Source organism: Citrobacter sp. XY323 (genome assembly GCF_025106035.1).
GTDB classification, from domain to species: domain Bacteria; phylum Pseudomonadota; class Gammaproteobacteria; order Enterobacterales; family Enterobacteriaceae; genus Citrobacter; species Citrobacter braakii.
Genome location: NZ_JANYUK010000009.1, coordinates 200,346 through 220,136, shown reverse-complemented (window position 1 = coordinate 220,136; position 19,791 = coordinate 200,346). Strand labels below are relative to the sequence as shown.

At 52.3% G+C, this 19,791-nt stretch carries 17 protein-coding genes; 15 read left to right on the top strand and 2 right to left on the bottom strand.

What is annotated here, in order from left to right:
• Positions 1-84: 84 nt before the first annotated feature.
• Positions 85-843 carry a M48 family metallopeptidase gene (locus N0B36_RS13725; RefSeq protein WP_016154387.1) on the bottom strand — a complete coding sequence of 253 codons (759 nt, stop codon included), beginning with the start codon at positions 841-843 and terminating at the stop codon, positions 85-87.
• Positions 844-1,122: 279 nt separating this feature from the next.
• On the opposite strand from N0B36_RS13725, the gene tkt reads away from it, so the two are divergent.
• From tkt to fbaA, 10 genes are all read left to right on the top strand, one after another.
• Positions 1,123-3,114 carry a transketolase gene (gene tkt / locus N0B36_RS13720; protein ID WP_016154386.1) on the top strand — a complete coding sequence of 664 codons (1,992 nt, stop codon included), beginning with the start codon at positions 1,123-1,125 and terminating at the stop codon, positions 3,112-3,114.
• 316 nt (positions 3,115-3,430) lie between these two features.
• On the top strand, positions 3,431-3,874 hold the full coding sequence (gene cmtB, locus N0B36_RS13715; protein WP_047499293.1) for a PTS mannitol transporter subunit IIA: 444 nt from the start codon (positions 3,431-3,433) through the stop codon (positions 3,872-3,874).
• 27 nt (positions 3,875-3,901) lie between these two features.
• Positions 3,902-5,281 carry a PTS mannitol transporter subunit IICB gene (locus tag N0B36_RS13710; protein ID WP_141875630.1) on the top strand — a complete coding sequence of 460 codons (1,380 nt, stop codon included), beginning with the start codon at positions 3,902-3,904 and terminating at the stop codon, positions 5,279-5,281.
• Between the two features lie 24 nt (positions 5,282-5,305).
• Positions 5,306-6,583 carry a zinc-binding dehydrogenase gene (locus tag N0B36_RS13705; RefSeq protein ID WP_016154383.1) on the top strand — a complete coding sequence of 426 codons (1,278 nt, stop codon included), beginning with the start codon at positions 5,306-5,308 and terminating at the stop codon, positions 6,581-6,583.
• Positions 6,580-7,551: a class II fructose-bisphosphatase gene (gene glpX, locus N0B36_RS13700; RefSeq protein ID WP_047499297.1), complete on the top strand. Its 972-nt coding sequence runs from the start codon at positions 6,580-6,582 to the stop codon at positions 7,549-7,551. Before N0B36_RS13705 ends, glpX begins: the two co-directional genes overlap by 4 nt.
• Before the next feature lie 15 nt (positions 7,552-7,566).
• Positions 7,567-8,076, top strand: coding sequence for an MltR family transcriptional regulator (locus N0B36_RS13695; protein ID WP_016154381.1), 510 nt, complete (start codon positions 7,567-7,569; stop codon positions 8,074-8,076).
• Positions 8,073-8,783, top strand: coding sequence for a nucleoside/nucleotide kinase family protein (locus N0B36_RS13690; protein WP_216403478.1), 711 nt, complete (start codon positions 8,073-8,075; stop codon positions 8,781-8,783). Before N0B36_RS13695 ends, N0B36_RS13690 begins: the two co-directional genes overlap by 4 nt.
• A gap of 287 nt (positions 8,784-9,070) precedes the next feature.
• Positions 9,071-10,099: an erythrose-4-phosphate dehydrogenase gene (epd, locus tag N0B36_RS13685; RefSeq protein ID WP_016154379.1), complete on the top strand. Its 1,029-nt coding sequence runs from the start codon at positions 9,071-9,073 to the stop codon at positions 10,097-10,099.
• A gap of 39 nt (positions 10,100-10,138) precedes the next feature.
• Entirely contained in the window at positions 10,139-11,302 is a 1,164-nt protein-coding gene (gene pgk / locus N0B36_RS13680; protein WP_003027032.1) for a phosphoglycerate kinase, read from the top strand.
• Between the two features lie 88 nt (positions 11,303-11,390).
• On the top strand, positions 11,391-12,470 hold the full coding sequence (gene fbaA / locus N0B36_RS13675; protein ID WP_003027029.1) for a class II fructose-bisphosphate aldolase: 1,080 nt from the start codon (positions 11,391-11,393) through the stop codon (positions 12,468-12,470).
• Positions 12,471-12,518: 48 nt separating this feature from the next.
• On the opposite strand, the gene N0B36_RS13670 is transcribed toward fbaA, so the two are convergent.
• Positions 12,519-13,424 (bottom strand): carbamate kinase, encoded by a 906-nt coding sequence (locus N0B36_RS13670; protein WP_016154378.1) that lies wholly within the window; start codon positions 13,422-13,424, stop codon positions 12,519-12,521.
• Positions 13,425-13,762: 338 nt separating this feature from the next.
• Here N0B36_RS13670 and N0B36_RS13665 point away from each other — a divergent pair, with 338 nt between their 5' ends.
• The 5 genes from N0B36_RS13665 to allS all read left to right on the top strand — a co-directional run bounded on the left by N0B36_RS13665 (position 13,763) and on the right by allS (position 19,773).
• Positions 13,763-14,986 carry an MFS transporter gene (locus N0B36_RS13665; RefSeq protein ID WP_016157430.1) on the top strand — a complete coding sequence of 408 codons (1,224 nt, stop codon included), beginning with the start codon at positions 13,763-13,765 and terminating at the stop codon, positions 14,984-14,986.
• 13 nt (positions 14,987-14,999) lie between these two features.
• Positions 15,000-16,661: an acyl-CoA synthetase FdrA gene (locus N0B36_RS13660; protein WP_220221983.1), complete on the top strand. Its 1,662-nt coding sequence runs from the start codon at positions 15,000-15,002 to the stop codon at positions 16,659-16,661.
• Between the two features lie 16 nt (positions 16,662-16,677).
• Complete coding sequence (locus N0B36_RS13655) at positions 16,678-17,940, top strand: DUF1116 domain-containing protein (protein WP_047357831.1); 1,263 nt, start codon at positions 16,678-16,680, stop codon at positions 17,938-17,940.
• Between the two features lie 110 nt (positions 17,941-18,050).
• Complete coding sequence (locus N0B36_RS13650; protein ID WP_259688493.1) at positions 18,051-18,923, top strand: DUF2877 domain-containing protein; 873 nt, start codon at positions 18,051-18,053, stop codon at positions 18,921-18,923.
• Positions 18,841-19,773, top strand: coding sequence for an HTH-type transcriptional activator AllS (gene allS / locus N0B36_RS13645; protein WP_032931810.1), 933 nt, complete (start codon positions 18,841-18,843; stop codon positions 19,771-19,773). Before N0B36_RS13650 ends, allS begins: the two co-directional genes overlap by 83 nt.
• Positions 19,774-19,791 lie beyond the last annotated feature (18 nt).

The following is a 19,791-nucleotide window of genomic DNA, read 5'->3' as shown; positions in this document are numbered from 1 at the left end:
CGCTGACGCTAGTCCGGCCTACATTATTGCTGAATTTGTAGGCCGGATAAGGCGTTCACGCCGCCATCCGGCACTGTTCGAGGATTATTTTATCCCGTCTGCGCTCATGCGATCGCGAATGTGTTGCGCACGTTCTGCAGATGCCGGGTGATCGTCAAACATTGAGCTTTGGCGTCCTGCTTCCAGTTTAGCCAGTTTCTCAAAGCTGGTGGCCAGTCCTGCCGGATTGATCCCACGTTTGCGCAACAAATCATACGAGTAATCATCCGCTTCGGATTCCTGACGCTGGGAGAACTGCGAGTTCACCAGTTTCTCGCCAAGATCGCCCAATTGCGACTGCGACAGGCTGCCGACAATGCCGCCAGCGGAAGCCGCTGCTGCACGTACGGCGTTAGTGCCCAGCGCGACCTGCATGCCTTTTTTCACATGACCCAGCGCGACGTGGCCCATTTCGTGGCCGATCACCGCTTCGACTTCGTTATCGGTCATCATGTCCATCAGGCCGCTGTACACGCGGATACAACCGTTCGCCATGGCAAAGGCATTCACATCTTTCGCCATATAGACTTTGTAGTTCACCGGCTGGCCGTTAATGTTGTCGCCAAGCGCGGCGGCGATTTTGCCAAGACGCGTTGCGTACTCGCTGCTGGCAGGGGCGATAGTAGCCTTGCTGTCCATATCTTTACAGGCCTGATCGCTCAGCGCTTTTACCTGAGTATCGCTCAGACTATAGGCCTGAAAAGCCTCTGCACCAGAAGAAAGCAGTCCGTTTGAGTCCATGTTCTGGCAGCCGGTCAATGCCGCCGCCATGCTCGTAGCAAGCAGTAAAGCGCGAATTTTCATTTTTTCTCTTCCGCACAAAGTCAGGATTATTCTAAAAAATGCGTCGTTTGCAGGTAAACCGACGCTCGGCCTAAGTATAAAGAAAAGAACATTCAGCGGGCGAGAAGATTGCGCAACTTGCGCGCATGATCCAGAGATTTCTGAAGCGGTAAAAGGATGCTCCATGTACATGACACGCGGCTTGGGTTACATTGTTGGCACTTTTTTCCGGCGTAGCCCAAAACGCGCTGTCGTCAAGTCGTTAAGGGCTCAGCCTTCATTATCCGATCTGGAGTCAAAATGTCCTCACGTAAAGAGCTTGCCAATGCTATTCGTGCGCTGAGCATGGACGCAGTACAGAAAGCCAAATCCGGTCACCCGGGTGCCCCGATGGGTATGGCTGACATTGCCGAAGTCCTGTGGCGTGATTTCCTGAACCACAACCCGACTAACCCGTCCTGGGCTGACCGTGACCGCTTCGTGCTGTCCAACGGCCACGGCTCCATGCTGATTTACAGCCTGCTGCACCTCACCGGCTACGATCTGCCGATGTCCGAGCTGCAGAACTTCCGTCAGCTGCATTCCAAAACGCCGGGTCACCCGGAAGTGGGTTACACCGCGGGTGTTGAAACCACTACCGGTCCTCTGGGTCAGGGCATTGCGAATGCTGTGGGTATGGCTATCGCCGAAAAAACGCTGGCGGCGCAGTTTAACCGTCCTGGTCACGACATCGTTGACCACTTCACCTATGCTTTCATGGGCGACGGCTGCATGATGGAAGGCATCTCTCACGAGGTATGTTCCCTGGCCGGTACGCTGAAGCTGGGTAAACTGGTAGCGTTCTACGATGACAACGGCATCTCTATCGATGGCCACGTTGAAGGCTGGTTCACCGATGACACCGCTAAGCGTTTCGAAGCTTACGGCTGGCACGTGGTTCGTGGCGTTGATGGTCACGATGCTGACGCGATTAAGCGCGCAGTTGAAGAAGCTCGCGCTGTGACCGACAAACCGTCCCTGCTGATGTGCAAAACCATCATCGGTTTCGGTTCCCCGAATAAAGCTGGTACCCACGACTCTCACGGTGCGCCGCTGGGTGATGCAGAAATCGCACTGACCCGCGAACAGCTGGGCTGGAAATACGCGCCGTTTGAAATTCCGTCTGAAATCTACGCGCAGTGGGATGCGAAAGAAGCAGGCCAGGCAAAAGAAGCTGCATGGAACGAGAAGTTCGCTGCTTATGCGAAAGCCTTCCCGCAGGAAGCCGCTGAATTCACCCGTCGTATGAAAGGTGAAATGCCGTCTGACTTCGACGCAAAAGCGAACGAGTTCATCGCTAAGCTGCAGGCTAACCCGGCGAAAATCGCCAGCCGTAAAGCGTCTCAGAACGCGATTGAAGCGTTTGGTCCTCTGCTGCCTGAATTCCTCGGCGGCTCCGCTGACCTGGCACCAAGTAACCTGACTCTGTGGTCTGGTTCTAAAGCTATCAACGAAGATACTGCCGGTAACTATATCCATTACGGTGTACGTGAATTCGGTATGACCGCTATCGCTAACGGTATCTCCCTGCACGGTGGCTTCCTGCCGTACACCTCCACCTTCCTGATGTTTGTCGAATATGCCCGTAACGCGGTGCGTATGGCTGCGCTGATGAAACAGCGTCAGGTGATGGTCTATACCCACGACTCCATCGGTCTGGGCGAAGATGGCCCGACTCACCAGCCGGTAGAGCAGGTAGCTTCGCTGCGTGTGACCCCGAACATGAGCACCTGGCGTCCGTGTGACCAGGTTGAATCTGCCGTTGCATGGAAATACGGTGTAGAGCGTCAGGACGGTCCGACCGCGCTGATCCTCTCCCGCCAGAACCTGGCACAGCAGGAACGTACCGAAGAGCAACTGGCGAACATCGCGCGCGGTGGTTACGTGCTGAAAGATTGCGCCGGTCAGCCGGAACTGATCTTCATCGCTACCGGTTCTGAAGTTGAGCTGGCTGTGGCTGCCTGGGACAAACTGACCGCTGAAGGCGTTAAAGCGCGCGTGGTTTCCATGCCGTCTACCGACGCGTTCGACAAACAGGATGCCGCTTATCGCGAGTCCGTACTGCCGAAAGCTGTTTCCGCACGTGTTGCAGTGGAAGCGGGTATCGCAGACTACTGGTTCAAATACGTGGGCCTGAACGGCGCTATCGTTGGTATGACTACCTTTGGTGAGTCTGCACCGGCTGAGCTGCTGTTTGAAGAGTTTGGCTTCACTGTCGACAACGTTGTCGCGAAAGCAAAAGAACTGCTGTAATTTTGATTACAGGTGAAAACGGGTCGCTTATGCGGCCCGTTTTTTTAAAGTAAGTAAATTTATTTGATCGTGCGCAACCCGAAAATGTAGATTTGCATCACAAATATGATATTTAGCGATGTTTTATATTTGCAGCTTGAATCACATTATTACTGTTGATTTTTATATTCCTTTTCTCAATCCATTGTTTTTAAAGGCATCACCAAAAAACATTCTGCGCTGTATGTAGTTTTCTCCTCGATTGATTTCATTTCGCCGTGCGCGTATTTTATTTTTAACGCTAACTCGTACCCTAAAAATAAAATAAGGAAAATGTATGCGGCTGATTGATTACTTTCCCGAATCATCTATCTCAATAAAAAATTCAGCAAAGAACTGGCAGGAGGCAATTGACTTTTCTATGTCATCCTTACTTGCCAATCATTATGTCAATTCAAATTATATTCAGGCCATCAAAGACTCAACGATTAACAATGGTCCTTATTATATTTTAGCGCCAGGCGTCGCCATGCCGCACGCTCGACCGGAGTGTGGCGCGTTAAAAACCGGTATGTCATTAACGCTTCTCAAACAGGAAGTGAAATTTGCCGAAGATGATGAAGGTATCAGATTATTAATCGGATTGTCGGCGGCTAATGCTGATTCACACATTGGCGCTATTCAGGCCTTAAGCGAATTATTATGTGAAGAGGAAGCACTAACCGCTTTGTTGGCGGCTAAATCAGAAAAACAATTGGCGGATATTATCGCTCAAGCATAATTAACGGTTTCCTTTCAGGACATTATTATGGAAAACAAGTCTGCTCGTGCCAAAGTCCAGGCTTTTGGTGGGTTTTTGACGGCAATGGTCATTCCCAACATCGGCGCGTTTATTGCCTGGGGTTTTATTACCGCATTATTTATTCCTACTGGTTGGATGCCGAATGAGCATTTCGCCAAAATTGTCGGTCCGATGATTACCTATTTACTGCCCGTCATGATTGGCTCCACAGGGGGACATCTGGTTGGCGGGAAACGCGGTGCGGTAATGGGGGGCATTGGTTCTATTGGCGTTATTGTGGGCGCGGATATCCCGATGTTCCTTGGCGCGATGGTAATGGGGCCGCTTGGCGGTTGGGTGATTAAGCATATCGACCGTCTGCTGGAAAAACGCATTCCTGCAGGCTTCGAGATGGTTATCAATAATTTCTCTCTTGGTATTGCGGGAATGCTTTTATGCTTGCTGGGGTTTGAAGTTATCGGCCCAGCGGTTCTCATTGCCAATAATTTCGTGAAGGAGTGTATTGAAGCGTTGGTTCATGCGGGCTATCTGCCGTTGCTATCCGTAATCAATGAGCCGGCAAAAATCCTCTTTCTGAACAATGCCATCGATCAGGGGGTGTATTATCCGCTGGGGATGCAGCAAGCTTCTGAAACGGGAAAATCGATTTTCTTCATGGTGGCATCTAACCCAGGGCCGGGATTAGGTTTGTTACTCGGCTTTGCTATCTTTGGCAAAGGGATGAGTAAAAAGTCTGCGCCAGGCGCCATGATTATCCACTTCCTCGGTGGTATTCATGAACTGTATTTCCCGTATGTGCTGATGAAGCCTCTGACCCTGATCGCGATGATTGCCGGGGGAATGACCGGGACGTGGGTATTCCACCTGCTGGACGGTGGGTTAGTTGCGGGGCCAAGCCCAGGATCTATATTCGCCTATCTGGCATTAACGCCGAAAGGTTCTTTCCTCGCGACCATTGCAGGAGTTACCGCGGGAACCGTTGTTACTTTTGTTATTACCTCTGTCATCCTGAAAATGGAAAAGAACGTTGAAACAGAAAGTGAAGATGACTTTGCTGAATCAGCCAGAACCGTCAAAGCGATGAAGCAGGAAGGGCAATTCTCTTACAAAAACATTAAACGCGTCGCTTTTGTCTGTGATGCAGGAATGGGTTCCAGTGCTATGGGGGCAACCACATTTCGTAAGCGTCTGGAGAAAGCGGGATTGAATATTACTGTGACGCATTATGCTATCGAAAACGTTCCGCAAGATGCCGATATTATTGTCACCCATGCCAGTCTTGAAGGTCGTGTTAAACGTGTAAGTGAAAAGCCATTAGTGCTGATTAAGAACTATATTGGTGACCCATTGTTGGATGATTTATTTAAACGCATTACTGCGAACTAGCCTTCTTCTATTTTTGGAGTGAATATGAAAACGAAAGTTGCTGCCATATATGGCAAGCAGGATATTCGTATCCGCGAGTTTGAACTACCTGCAATTACAGATAATGAATTGTTAGTAAGCGTAATATCCGATAGCGTTTGTTTGTCCACCTGGAAAGCAGCAGCATTGGGGAGCGATCATAAACGCGTACCGGACGATCTGGAAAATCATCCGGTTATTACCGGACATGAATGTGCAGGTATTATTGTTGAGGTGGGAAAAAACCTGACGGATAAATATAAGAAAGGTCAGCGTTTTGTGTTGCAACCCGCGATGGGATTGCCAAGTGGATATTCAGCAGGATACAGCTATGAATATTTTGGCGGCAATGCGACATATATGATTATCCCGGAAGTGGCGATTAACCTGGGATGCGTTTTGCCTTACCACGGCTCTTATTTTGCCGCTGCCTCATTGGCAGAACCGATGTGCTGCATTATTGGGGCGTATAACGCGAATTTTCATACCACGCCTTACGTTTATGAGCATCGCATGGGGATTAAGCCAGGGGGGAACATTGCGCTTCTGGCCTGCGCCGGGCCGATGGGTATTGGTGCAATAGATTATGCCATTAACGGGAATATTCAGCCGTCGCGCGTGGTGGTGGTCGATATTGACGAAGCACGACTGGCGCAAGCTAAAAAACTGTTGCCCGTTGAGTTGGCGGCTGAAAAGGGGATTGAGCTCATCTATGTGAATACTACTGGCATGGATTCTCCGACAGCGATGCTGCGAGCGTTAACTCATGACGCAGGTTTTGATGATGTCTTTGTGTATGCGGCAGTGCCTGCAGTTGTTGAGATGGCTGATGATTTACTCGCGGAAGATGGTTGCCTGAATTTTTTTGCCGGCCCTACGGACAGTAACTTCAAAGTGCCGTTTAATTTTTATAACGTGCACTACAACAGCACTCACGTTGTCGGGACATCCGGTGGTTCAACGGATGATATGAAAGAGGCCATTGCGCTCAGTGCAACTGGCCAACTGCAACCGTCTTTTATGGTGACGCACATTGGCGGCCTTGATGCAGTTCCGGAAACTGTATTGAATTTACCGGCGATCCCCGGCGGTAAGAAGCTGATATATAACGGCGTTACCATGCCACTAACCGCCATTGCTGATTTTGCCGAGAAAGGGAAAACTGACCCATTATTCAAAGAACTGGCGCTGCTGGTGGAGGAGACGCACGGTATCTGGAATGAAAAGGCAGAAAAATACCTTTTGGCACACTTTGGCGTTGATATCGGGGAGGCGGCGATATGATGTCGCTGGCATGGCCGCTATTTCGTATCACGGAGCAGGCTGCACTGGCAGCCTGGCCGCAAACCGGGTGCGGCGATAAAAACAAGATTGATGGTCTGGCTGTGACGGCAATGCGGGAAGCATTGAACTGTATTGCCATTCGCGGACGCATCGTTATTGGCGAAGGGGAGATTGATCAAGCCCCGATGCTGTGGATTGGTGAGGAAGTGGGAACCGGCACCGGACCTGAGGTAGATATCGCCGTTGATCCTATCGAAGGAACCCGAATGGTGGCTATGGGGCAAAGCAATGCGCTGGCCGTCATGGCGTTTGCCCCTCGCGGTAGTTTGTTACACGCCCCTGATATGTACATGAAAAAACTGGTTGTTAATCGGTTTGCGAAAGGGGCGATTAATCTGGCGCTGCCGTTGGCAGATAATCTGCGTAATGTGGCAGAGGCGTTGGGTAAACCGCTGAAGCGACTGCGGATGGTGACGCTGGATAAGCCGCGCCTTCAACCAGCGATTGCCGAGGCGACACGGCTTGGCGTAAAGGTCTTTGCTCTGCCCGACGGCGACGTGGCCGCCAGCGTGCTGGCCTGTATGCAGGAGAATCCTTATGATCTGATGTATACAATTGGCGGCGCGCCTGAAGGGGTTATTTCAGCCTGTGCGGTTAAAGCGCTGGGGGGCGATATGCAGGCTGAACTGATTGATTTTTGTGAAGCGAAAGGAAATAACGCAGATAATCGTCTGATTGCGGCACAGGAACATCAGCGCTGCGCGGAAATGGGCGTTGCGATCAACCGGATCTACGCGCTGGACGAACTGGTAGGGGGAAATAAGATCCTCTTTAGCGCGACAGGGGTCACGGGTGGCGATCTTGTGAAAGGGATCCAACAGGTTGCGAATGGTGTGCGCACGCAAACTTTACTGATCGGCGGCGCGGATCGAACGTGTAATATAATAGACTCTCTGCATTCATGGTGATTTATCGAGAAACGAATGACGACGCTGACAGAAGACGATGTGCTTGAGCAACTGGATGCTCAAAATAATTTACTCTCGTTTATGACGACGGCACATAACATTTTGCTCCAGGGCATTAAGCGCTTTCTACCGTCGCTGTTCGTTAATAACGATGAAGAGATCGTGGAATATGCAGTGAAGCCGTTACTCGCCCAGAGTGGACCGCTTGACGATATCGACGTTGCGTTACGTCTGATTTATGCGTTGGGAAAAATGGATAAATGGCTTTATGCCGACATCACCCATTTCTCTCAGTTTTATCAGTACCTGAACGAGCAGGATAATATCCCCGGTTTTGCCGATGACATTACCTGGGATTTTGTCAGCAACGTGAACAGTATCACCCGCAACGCAACGCTCTACGGTGCGCTGGAGTCGATGAAATTTGCCGACTTTGCTGCGTGGTCCGAAGTGCGCTTTAGCGCAATGGTCAAGACGGCAATGACGCTGGCAGTGACGGCGATTTTAAAGGAATTAACGCCGTGAAAATCAAACTAACGGTGAATGGGCTACAGGTTGAAGCACATTACCGTGATGATGAGATAGAGAACGTCCACAAACCGTTATTACAACAGCTGGCAAAAATACATGCCACTCACCCGCAGCGACGAACGATCGTTTTTCTCAGCGCACCGCCTGGTACGGGTAAATCGACGCTGACCACCTTCTGGGAATATCTCTCCCGTCAGGATCCTGGCCTGCCGGAGATCCAGACGCTGCCGATGGATGGCTTCCATCACTACAACACCTGGCTGGATGCTCATAACCTGCGAGCATACAAAGGTGCGCCGGAAACCTTTGATGTGGATAAGCTTGCGCAGAATCTACGTCTGATAAGGGAAGGGGAGGGCACCTGGCCACAGTACGACCGGCAAAAACACGATCCGGTAGAAGCGGCCATAACAGTGAGCGCGCCGATTGTGATTGTGGAAGGCAACTGGTTATTACGCGATGATGAAAGGTGGCGGGCGTTAGCTGAGTTTTGTGATTACTCGCTGTTTATTCGTGCTCCTGCCAACGCGCTCCGTACACGACTGGTAGGCCGTAAACTGGCGGGCGGACTATCACAAGCTGACGCTGAGGCGTTTTATGAGCGTACCGACGGACCGAATGTTCATCGGGTACTGGAAGCGAGTCTGCCAGGTGACCTGACGCTGGAGATGCTGGAATCTGGTGAATATCGGATAGCGTGAAGGCCAATTATTCCTGTTAAGCCGTAATGATTATTACGGCTTACTGGAATAATTTCCCCCGGTCTTAGCGGGAAAAGTGTGATGTACGTCAGATAACTGTTTTCTTTGGCTGGACAATCATTCCTTTTATTCCGCGTTTCGCTTATTCTAGCTGAAGCGTTTCAGTCGATTAAATGTTCGACAATTAACCAATTAGTCGCAGTTTGCGACAGGTAAGGTTTCCCTGAGCGATTTGCTGCATTACTCTGTCTGCCACATCGTTTCTGAGAAATCCTTGCAGGAGACCTATGACCGTACGCGTAGCGATTAATGGTTTCGGTCGCATCGGACGCAACGTGGTTCGTGCTTTGTATGAATCCGGGCGTCGGGCGGAAATCACCGTGGTGGCAATCAACGAACTGGCGGATGCTGCAGGCATGGCGCATTTGTTGAAATATGACACCAGCCATGGACGTTTTGCCTGGGATGTTCGTCAGGAACGTGACCAGCTCATCGTTGGCGATGACGCGATCCGCATTCTGCATGAGCGAACGCTCGATGCGCTTCCCTGGCGCGAACTGAGTGTCGACGTTGTGCTGGACTGTACGGGGGTTTTCGGCAACCGCGAACACGGCGAGGCGCATATTGCCGCTGGTGCAAAAAAAGTGCTCTTTTCACATCCTGGTAGTCACGACATCGACGCAACCGTTGTGTATGGCGTTAATCAGGATCAGCTCCGCGCTGAACACCGGATCGTTTCCAACGCCTCCTGCACCACGAATTGCATAATACCCGTCATTAAATTGCTGGATGATGCTTACGGCATTGAGTCTGGTACCGTCACCACGATCCACTCCGCGATGCACGATCAGCAGGTTATTGATGCCTATCATCCTGACCTGCGTCGCACGCGAGCGGCCAGCCAGTCTATTATTCCGGTTGATACCAAACTGGCGGCGGGAATCACGCGAATTTTCCCGCAGTTTAACGATCGTTTTGAAGCGATTGCGGTGCGTGTACCGACCATAAATGTGACGGCGATCGACTTAAGCGTGACGGTGAAAAAACCAGTAAAAGCCAGTGAAGTCAACCAGTTGCTGCAAAAAGCAGCACAAGGTGCATTTCATGGTATAGTTGACTATACGGAATTACCGTTGGTCTCTGTAGATTTTAACCACGACCCGCACAGCGCCATCGTTGATGGTACGCAAACGCGCGTGAGTGGCGCTCACCTGATCAAAACGCTGGTCTGGTGTGATAATGAATGGGGCTTTGCTAACCGTATGCTCGACACAACGTTAGCGATGGCTGCTATTGGTTTCAGGCTCGACGCTTGAGCGTCGACAAAACTTTATGAATCAACGAGAGGATTCACCATGTCTGTAATTAAGATGACCGATCTGGATCTGGCTGGTAAACGCGTTTTTATCCGTGCGGACCTGAACGTACCAGTTAAAGAAGGGAAAGTAACCAGCGATGCGCGTATCCGTGCTTCCCTGCCGACCATCGAACTGGCCCTGAAACAGGGTGCTAAAGTGATGGTAACTTCCCACCTGGGTCGTCCTACCGAAGGCGAGTACAACGAAGAATTCTCTCTGCTGCCGGTTGTTAACTACCTGAAAGACAAACTGTCTGCTCCGGTTCGCCTGGTAAAAGATTACCTGGACGGCGTTGAAGTCGCTGCCGGTGAACTGGTTGTTCTGGAAAACGTTCGCTTCAACAAAGGCGAGAAGAAAGACGACGAAGCACTGTCCAAAAAATACGCTGCGCTGTGCGACGTATTCGTAATGGACGCTTTCGGTACCGCTCACCGTGCACAGGCTTCTACCCACGGTATCGGTAAATTCGCCGACGTAGCTTGCGCTGGTCCGCTGCTGGCTGCTGAGCTGGATGCGCTGGGTAAAGCGCTGAAAGAACCTGCTCGTCCGATGGTGGCTATCGTTGGTGGTTCTAAAGTTTCTACCAAACTGACCGTTCTGGACTCTCTGTCAAAAATCGCTGACCAGCTGATCGTTGGTGGTGGTATCGCGAACACCTTCGTTGCTGCTCAAGGCCACAACGTCGGCAAATCCCTGTACGAAGCTGACCTGGTTGATGAAGCTAAGCGTCTGCTGACGACTTGCGATATCCCGGTCCCGACTGACGTTCGCGTAGCGACTGAATTCTCTGAAACTGCACCGGCTACGCTTAAATCCGTTAGCGATGTAAAAGAAGACGAGCAGATCCTGGATATCGGCGACGCTTCTGCACAGCAGCTGGCTGACATCCTGAAGAATGCGAAAACCATTCTGTGGAACGGCCCGGTTGGCGTGTTCGAATTCCCGAACTTCCGCAAAGGTACTGAAATCGTTGCTAATGCTATCGCAGACAGCGAAGCATTCTCTATCGCAGGCGGCGGTGACACCCTGGCAGCAATCGACCTGTTCGGCATTGCTGACAAAATCTCCTACATCTCTACTGGCGGCGGCGCATTCCTCGAATTCGTGGAAGGCAAAGTACTGCCAGCAGTAGCCATGCTCGAAGAGCGTGCTAAAAAGTAAGACATTGATGGGCAGGGAAACCTGCCCAATTATTAGCGCGCTGTCGAGCGCGCCCCCTTTCCAAGGCCGAAGATACAGGACTCGCAACATGTCTAAAATTTTTGATTTCGTAAAACCAGGCGTAATCACTGGTGATGACGTACAGAAAGTTTTCCAGGTAGCTAAAGAAAACAACTTTGCTCTGCCAGCTGTTAACTGCGTTGGTACCGACTCCATCAACGCCGTTCTGGAAACCGCTGCAAAAGTTAAAGCGCCGGTCATCGTCCAGTTCTCCAACGGTGGTGCTTCTTTCATCGCGGGTAAAGGCGTGAAGTCTGACGTTCCTCAGGGCGCTGCAATCCTGGGTGCTATCTCTGGTGCGCATCACGTTCACCAGATGGCTGAACACTATGGTGTTCCGGTTATCCTGCACACTGACCACTGCGCGAAGAAACTGCTGCCGTGGATCGACGGTCTGCTGGACGCGGGTGAAAAACACTTCGCAGCAACTGGCAAACCGCTGTTCTCTTCTCACATGATCGACCTGTCTGAAGAGTCTCTGGAAGAGAACATCGAAATCTGCTCCAAATACCTGGCGCGCATGTCCAAAATGGGCATGACTCTGGAAATCGAACTGGGTTGCACCGGTGGTGAAGAAGATGGCGTGGACAACAGCCACATGGACGCTTCTGCACTGTACACCCAACCGGAAGACGTTGACTACGCATACACCGAGCTGAGCAAAATCAGCCCGCGTTTCACCATCGCAGCGTCCTTCGGTAACGTACACGGCGTTTACAAGCCGGGTAACGTAGTTCTGACCCCGACCATCCTGCGCGACTCTCAGGACTATGTTTCTAAGAAACATAACCTGCCGCATAACAGCCTGAACTTCGTCTTCCACGGTGGTTCCGGTTCTACTGCTCAGGAAATCAAAGACTCCGTAAGCTACGGCGTAGTGAAAATGAACATCGACACCGATACCCAATGGGCTACCTGGGAAGGCGTTCTGAACTACTACAAAGCAAACGAAGCTTACCTGCAGGGTCAGTTGGGCAACCCGAAAGGCGAAGATCAGCCGAACAAGAAATACTACGATCCGCGCGTATGGCTGCGTGCTGGTCAGGCAACTATGATCACCCGTCTGGAACAGGCTTTCAAAGAACTGAACGCGGTTGACGTTCTGTAATTCCGTCTGCGGACAGTAAAAATGGCTTCCTTTGGGAAGCCATTTTTTTTACTGCATAACGCAGGTTCCTTTTTCACCCGCCAGGACCTGCGGCGCATCCTTCAGGGCGCCGATAAATGCTGCGTTTCCGGTCTGTTTGACAAACTGTATCACCGCCGCCGCTTTCGGGCCCATTGCACCGTCAGGCGCGGCAAACGGCGCCAGCTCTTCTGGTGTGACATGTCGTAGCGCACGCGCCTGGGGGGTTCCCCAGTTTTCATACACGGCATCGGCGTCCGTCAGGATCAGCAGGTGGTCAGCGTTAATGGATTGCGCCAGCACGGCAGCGGTCAAATCCTTATCAATGACGGCTTCGGTTCCCTGATAGCCATCGCCTTGCGCAATGACCGGAATACCACCACCGCCACAGCAAATCACCATGTGTCCCGCATCCATCAACGTGCAGATGGCATCACTGTCGAGAATTTTTAGCGGTGTCGGGGAGGGAACCACGCGGCGAATATATTGCCCATCCGCTTTCATCTGCCAGCCATAGCGTTCTTCCAGCTCTGTCTGTTGATCCGGCTGGTAGACGGGGCCGATATATTTACCGGGGGTTGAGAAAGCGTCATCCTGCGGATCGACCTCAACGCGGGTCATCAGCGTCGTCACGGGCGCGTTACCCGTGGATGACGCCAGCGCCTGGGCAATGGCAAAACCGATCATCCCCTGACTTTCCGCAACCAGAATGTCCAGCGGCCAGGCCGGGGACTCTTTGTAAGCCGCGTTCTGTAGCGCCAGCAGACCAACCTGAGGACCGTTGCCATGAACAATGACCAGTTGATAATCACGGGCTAATTCGGATGCCATTTCGGCAAATACCTGAATACTACGCTGCTGGTTTTCTGCACTCAAAATTTCTCCGCGCTGTAATAAGGCATTGCCGCCAAGCGCAATGACAATCTTCTTTTTCATTAATGACCTCATTGTGAAAAATATCTCGTGGTCAACATAGCGTTTTATCGCTTTTATTATGTGATAAGGTCGACAACTTAAATACCTGTAAAAATATCTCGATAATTAATGATGTTTTCTGTCTCTTTATTTAAATTGCTTTGAAAGTGATTATTAGACTTTTTTTAATAATGTTGCGGCCAGTTCCCAGGAATTTATAACAATGGATTTTGTGTGATTTTGTTCAAATGAAATGAATTTTTACCCCGATATGGTAGACGCAGTTAAAACATCAAACCTCACGTATCCTGTCAGATAACATGAGGTATTCAGCGGTAATGATTACCGGGAGATTAATTATGTCTGGTTCATATGAAGTGGCTGAGGCCACAAAGAAAAGAGGAATACCGGCCTGGTGGGTCACCGTTTTTCTGTTCTGGCTGGGATGGATTTTTATGTATGCCGACCGCACGGTGCTCAATCCGGTGATGGGCGAATTAGAAAAAGAATTTGGCTTAAGCGGCACACAATTGGGTATTCTTAATTCTGTGTTCTATTTTTCTTACGCATTACTTCAGGTACCTGCCGGAATTCTGGGTGACAAAATTGGTAAGAAAAAGGTGCTGGTTCCGGGGTTTATTCTTTTTGGTGTTTTCACCGCGGTAACCGGCTGGGCAAAAAGTTGGTACACCCTGCTGTTTGCCCGCGTGGTGACGGGGGCGGGTGAAGGAACCTATTATGGTCCGCAATACGGTCTTTCCTCTGAGCAGATCCCGAAGAAGTACCGCTCTCTTGGCAGCGCAATCATCAACAGCGGTATGGCTTTTGGTATTGCGCTGGGGCTGATGACCTCAAGCTGGCTGGTATACGATCAGGGATATTCATGGCGGATGCCATTCTATGCGATGGCGGTTCCATCCGTGCTGGTTGGGGTGGCTATCTGGCTATTTGTGAAAGAGAAGAAACGTACTGCCGACGCCGATGGCGCGCCGGTTAAAAAGGGTAAATTCAGCGATCTGCTGAAAAACCGTAATTTAATTATCACCTATATTATGGTGTTCTGTAGCCTGTTCGGTTTCTTCGTTATCCTGACCTGGCTTCCCTATTATCTGCAAAATGAACGGGGTATCGCTGGCAGCGAAACCGGATTTATCTCTTCGCTGGTGGCCTGGATTTCCATTCCTGGGGCGCTGCTATTCTCCAGCCTGTCTGACAAATTAGGCAAGCGTAAACCTTTAATTATGTTCCTGGTGCCGGTCGCGATTATCAGCATGTTGTCAATTATTTGGATGCCGAATATGACAGGTGTTATCACTGCGCTGTGTGTCTATGGTCTGGTGGGTAAACTGGCGCTGGATCCGGTACTGGTTGCCTTGGTAGCCGACAGCGTGGATGAAAATAATTACAGCACCGCATTTGGCTTATTTAATTTTATTGGCATGAGTTCATCCATTCTGGCACCGATTATTGCCGGGGCTGCACGTGATATGACCGGAAGCCTGGCTTCCAGTTTCTATGTTTCAGCCGTACTGCTGGCTATTGGTTTATTCGCAATGCTGTTTTTAAAAGAACAACGCACATAAAGAGGTAGTGGTAATGATTTACGCCTTTATTAAAAAGGGAAGTTTTCAGGATTCCGTCAGCCTGATGATCATTTCCCGAAAACTCAGTGAGCGCCCGGAAGTTGATCAGGTTTCGGTCATGATGGGAACACCAGCCAATAAATCGATGCTGGATTCCACAGGGTTCTGGCACGACGACTTTGCCGATGCCACGCCAAATGATATTTGTGTGGCGGTCAGAACCGAAGGTGAGCAGCCTGAGATCCTGGATTTGATTCGTGAGCAACTGGAGAAAGAGCTAAGCGCGATCGCCAACGCGTCGGGGAGTTCACATCATCTGGTGAAAGCTCGCCGCTTCGAAAGCGCGTGCCAGAAATTACCTCAGGCCAATCTTCTGCTGGTCTCCGTCGCCGGAGAATATGCCGCATCTGTTGCCAGAGAGGGGTTGCAGGCCAATAAAAACGTCATGTTGTTTTCCGATAACGTACCGCTGGAGCAGGAAGTTGAGCTGAAAACCATGGCCCGCGAGCGCGGGCTGATCGTCATGGGACCAGACTGCGGAACGGCGATGATTGCCGGAAGCCCATTAGCTTTTGCCAACGTCCTGCCTGAAGGCGGGATTGGCGTGATTGGCGCGTCAGGCACTGGTATTCAGGAAATTACCTCGCAGATTGCGCTGCATCAGCAGGGCATTAGCCATGCGATTGGCCTGGGGGGACGTGACCTGAGCGCTGACGTGGGCGGTATCAGCGCATTGACCGCGCTGGAGATGCTGGCTGCGGATGATGCCACGCGGGTAATGGCTTTTGTCTCCAAGCCGCCGTCTCCGCAGGTGCGAACCCGCATTATTGCTGCGATGCAAAAGGTGGGGAAACCGGTTGTCGCGCTGTTTCTGGGCAGCAAGCCGGAGCAGCGTCGCGAAGGAAACGTCTGGCTGGCGAATTCACTTTCTGATGCCGCGCGGCTGGCGGTGCTGCTGATGCGCGTGGCGCAGCAGAGACGGGCTCAGCCGGAAGTGGCAGGCAAAGGGATTTACGGCCTGTATGCCGGGGGGACGCTGGCCGCGGAAGCCGCCATGCTGCTCTCAGCGGGGCTGGGGGTTCCCGTGAGTGAAAGCCACGACCAGGGCGTGATGCTGGACGCTGGTGGTCATCGTATTGTCGACCTCGGGGACGACAGCTACACCCTGGGCAGACCGCATCCGATGATTGACCCAACCACCCGCAGCATTGAAATCGAAAAACTGGCCGCGTTTCCGGATGTAGGGGTACTGCTGCTGGATGTCGTACTGGGCTATGGCGCCTGCGCCGATCCAGCGGGGGCGGTTGTTGAGGCGGTAGATCAAGTGCGCGCCAAACGCACTGCGCCGCTGGTGGTGATTGCTACTCTGACCGGAACCGAGGGCGATCCGCAGGGCCGCAGCGAGCAGGAAGAGAAACTCCGTGAAGCCGGGGTTGCCGTGGTAGAAACCCTCGAAGAGGCGGTACTGCTCGCCGTTAGCCTGACGCATCACCAGAATCACAATATTCCACAGACGCATAGCGCGCTTCTTGCGGGCGTACAGGTTATCAACGCCGGATTGCGCAGCTTCGCGCTGGATCTGCAAAGTAGCGGTACGCCGGTTGTGCATTATCAGTGGGCGCCTGTTGCCGGTGGCAACGCCCGTCTTGCCAACTTACTCAAACAGTTACATTAAGTTCAGAGGTACGGATATGTATTCATCTATTGCACAGGCCAACGAAGCCATTATCGAACGAATTAAAGCTGCACGCCCCCACTGGGTTGCCGTGCGTCCTGCAAAAGAAGCGGTGGCCGAATTATCTTCTGGACGCAAATTACTGCACGCTGGTCCGCCGATTGCCTGGGGAGAGATGACTGGCCCAATGCGCGGAGCCTGTATTGGCGCATCGCTGTTTGAAGGCTGGGCGGTCACGGAGGAAGATGCCCTGCGGATGCTGGAGCAGGGAGAGGTCGAGTTTATTCCTTGCCACCACGTTGGCGCGGTCGGTCCGATGGGTGGTATTACGTCCGCCAATATGCCGGTGCTGGTCGTGCGTGATATCGTCCACGGCAATCAGGCCTGCTGCAACCTCAATGAGGGGATCGGCAAAGTGATGCGCTTTGGCGCTTACGGCGATGACGTGCAGAAACGTCTGCGCTGGATGCGTGATACGCTGGCGCCGGTATTGCAGGAAGCGCTCTCGCAGATGGAAAACGGCGTCGATCTGACGGCACTGATGGCGCAGGCTATCACGATGGGCGATGAGTTCCACCAACGTAATATTGCGGCCTCTTCTCTGCTGCTACGCACGCTTTCTCCGGTGATTGCCGGACTGGCGCGTCCGAAGGCGGAAATCATTGAGGTGTTGCAATTCCTGAGCGTCACCGACCAGTTCTTCCTTAACCTGGCAATGGCCTACAGTAAAGCCGTTATGGATGCGGCGGCGGAAATTAAAGCAGGTTCTGTGGTGACCGCCATGACGCGTAACGGCCGTGATTTCGGTATTCGCGTGAGCGGCACAGGCGATCGTTGGTTTACCGCGCCGGTGAACACGCCGCAGGGGCTGTTCTTTACCGGCTATAGCCAGACTGATGCCAATCCGGATATCGGCGACAGTGCCATCACGGAAACGCTGGGGATTGGCGGTGCTGCGATGATCGCCGCACCGGGCGTAACGCGCTTCGTTGGCGCGGGTGGCATGGGGGCTGCGCTGGAGACATCGGAAGAGATGGCGGAGATCTATCTTGCCAACAGTCCGCTGTTCCAGATCCCGTCATGGGATTTCAAAGGGGCATGTCTGGGGCTGGATATCCGTCGCGTCGTGGAAACGGGGATTACGCCGCTGATTAACACCGGTATTGCTCACAAGGATGCGGGGATCGGCCAGGTGGGGGCGGGCACCGTTCGCGCACCGCTGCTCTGTTTTGAAAAAGCGCTTGAAGCGCTGGCGGAACTGCATCACATCACGGCATAACAACGTTGCCGGAAGGCGACGCAGTTGCGTTTTATCCGGCCTGCGAATGAGTTCATTCCGTAGGCCGGCTCGGGCGCTCTCCCTGCCATCCAGTGTCCTGGAGTGTATCGATGGTGACGATTAAGGCATTAGCCAGCGCGGGTTTTTATCGACTTCCCGATGGCGAATGGAGGTTGCACAGCCGCTTCTCGCAGGCGATTAATTTTTGCCGTCCTGACGGCGAGCTGTTGACGCTGTTTCGCTACGGAAAGGGGATGGGACCGACGGGCATGCTGCTGAGCACCACACAGTTTTCCCGCGTGGCGCATATTGAACGACTTATCAAACAGGGGAGCATCCTGCGGGGACAGGGTATAGCGCTTTGCTCGCGTCGCACACTCCGGATGTCGCTGGATCCTGCCGTACTTGCCCCTGTCGCTCTCTCTTTTTGCACTCAACACAGTGGTCTTTCCGGAGCGCTGAATCAGCCACTCAATACGATGTTGCACTACCCTGAAATCATTGAGCAACTTGAGTGCTGGCATCGTGGCGTGACGCCTGACTGGCGCTGGCTGATCGGATACGGCCCAGGACTGACGCCCAGCGGCGATGATATGCTGACGGGGATGCTGGCTGTGCTGTATGCTGCGGGGCTTTCTGCCAAATTGCGCTATTTTTTACCCCCGACGGAGCAACTTGTGCCGCTCACCACGTCAGTAAGCTGTAGCTATCTGAACAGCGCCAGAGTGGGCGAATTTTCAACGCCGCTACAGAAGGTGATACGTGGTTTACAGTCCGGACGCGATCCGCATTCTGCAATCAGACGCCTGCTTGCTGTCGGGCACTCCTCGGGGGCGGACATATTGCTGGGAATCGCGATAGCGCAACGGTGGTTACAGGTGGTCGACTCAAGGGGAACGCATGCTCGATCAGGAAACAATACGCACTTTTATTCGGGTTGCACAGACGGAGAGTTTTTCCCGCGCGGCCAGCTCCCTGCATAAAACGCCCGCGGCGATTAGCTATCGCATTAAAACGCTGGAAGAGCAGGTGGGGACGCAGCTCTTTTTACGTACAACCCGCTCCGTCAGTCTGACGCTAGCCGGACAACATCTGCTTGAGCATTGTCGACAGTGGCTTAACTGGCTGGATGCAATGCCGGACGAGCTTCAGCAGATCAACGCGGGCGTTGAACGGCAGGTGAACATCGTTATCAACAATCTGCTGTACCAGCCGCAGACCACGGCAGATTTACTGACCTGGCTGCACCAACAATTTCCCTTCACCCGATTTCAAATTTCCCGACAGGTCTATATGGGCGTGTGGGATTCGCTACTGTATGACGATTTCCAATTGGCGATTGGCGTCACCGGATCGGAATCGCTCTCCAATAATATCTCTCTGTTGCCGCTGGGAGATATCAGTTGGCGGTTTGTGGTAGCGCAAAATCACCCGCTGGCCAGCCATCCAGTGCCGGTACTGTCAGACGATATGCTGCGCCGCTATCCGGCTATCAATATTGAAGATACCTCGCGTACGCTTACGCGCCGCGTCGCCTGGCTGCTTAGCGGACAAAAGGAGATCAAAGTGCCGGATCTCAGCACTAAGCTGGCCTGTCATTTAAGCGGGCTTGGCGTCGGTTTTTTACCCGAGCGGATGTGTCGTCCTTATGTTGAATCCGGGGCACTGGTTGCCCGTGAGGTGATTAATCCGCGCCAGCCATCGCCGCTCTCGATTGCCTGGAAGAATGCGGGCAGCGGAAAGGTGGTCAGTGAAATTGCGGACATTTTTAAGCAAAAAGATTCTCTGGTGAGCGGGTTCCTGCGGATGGTCGACCGACCGGCGGAGAACTGAGTTTACGGCGGTTTTTTA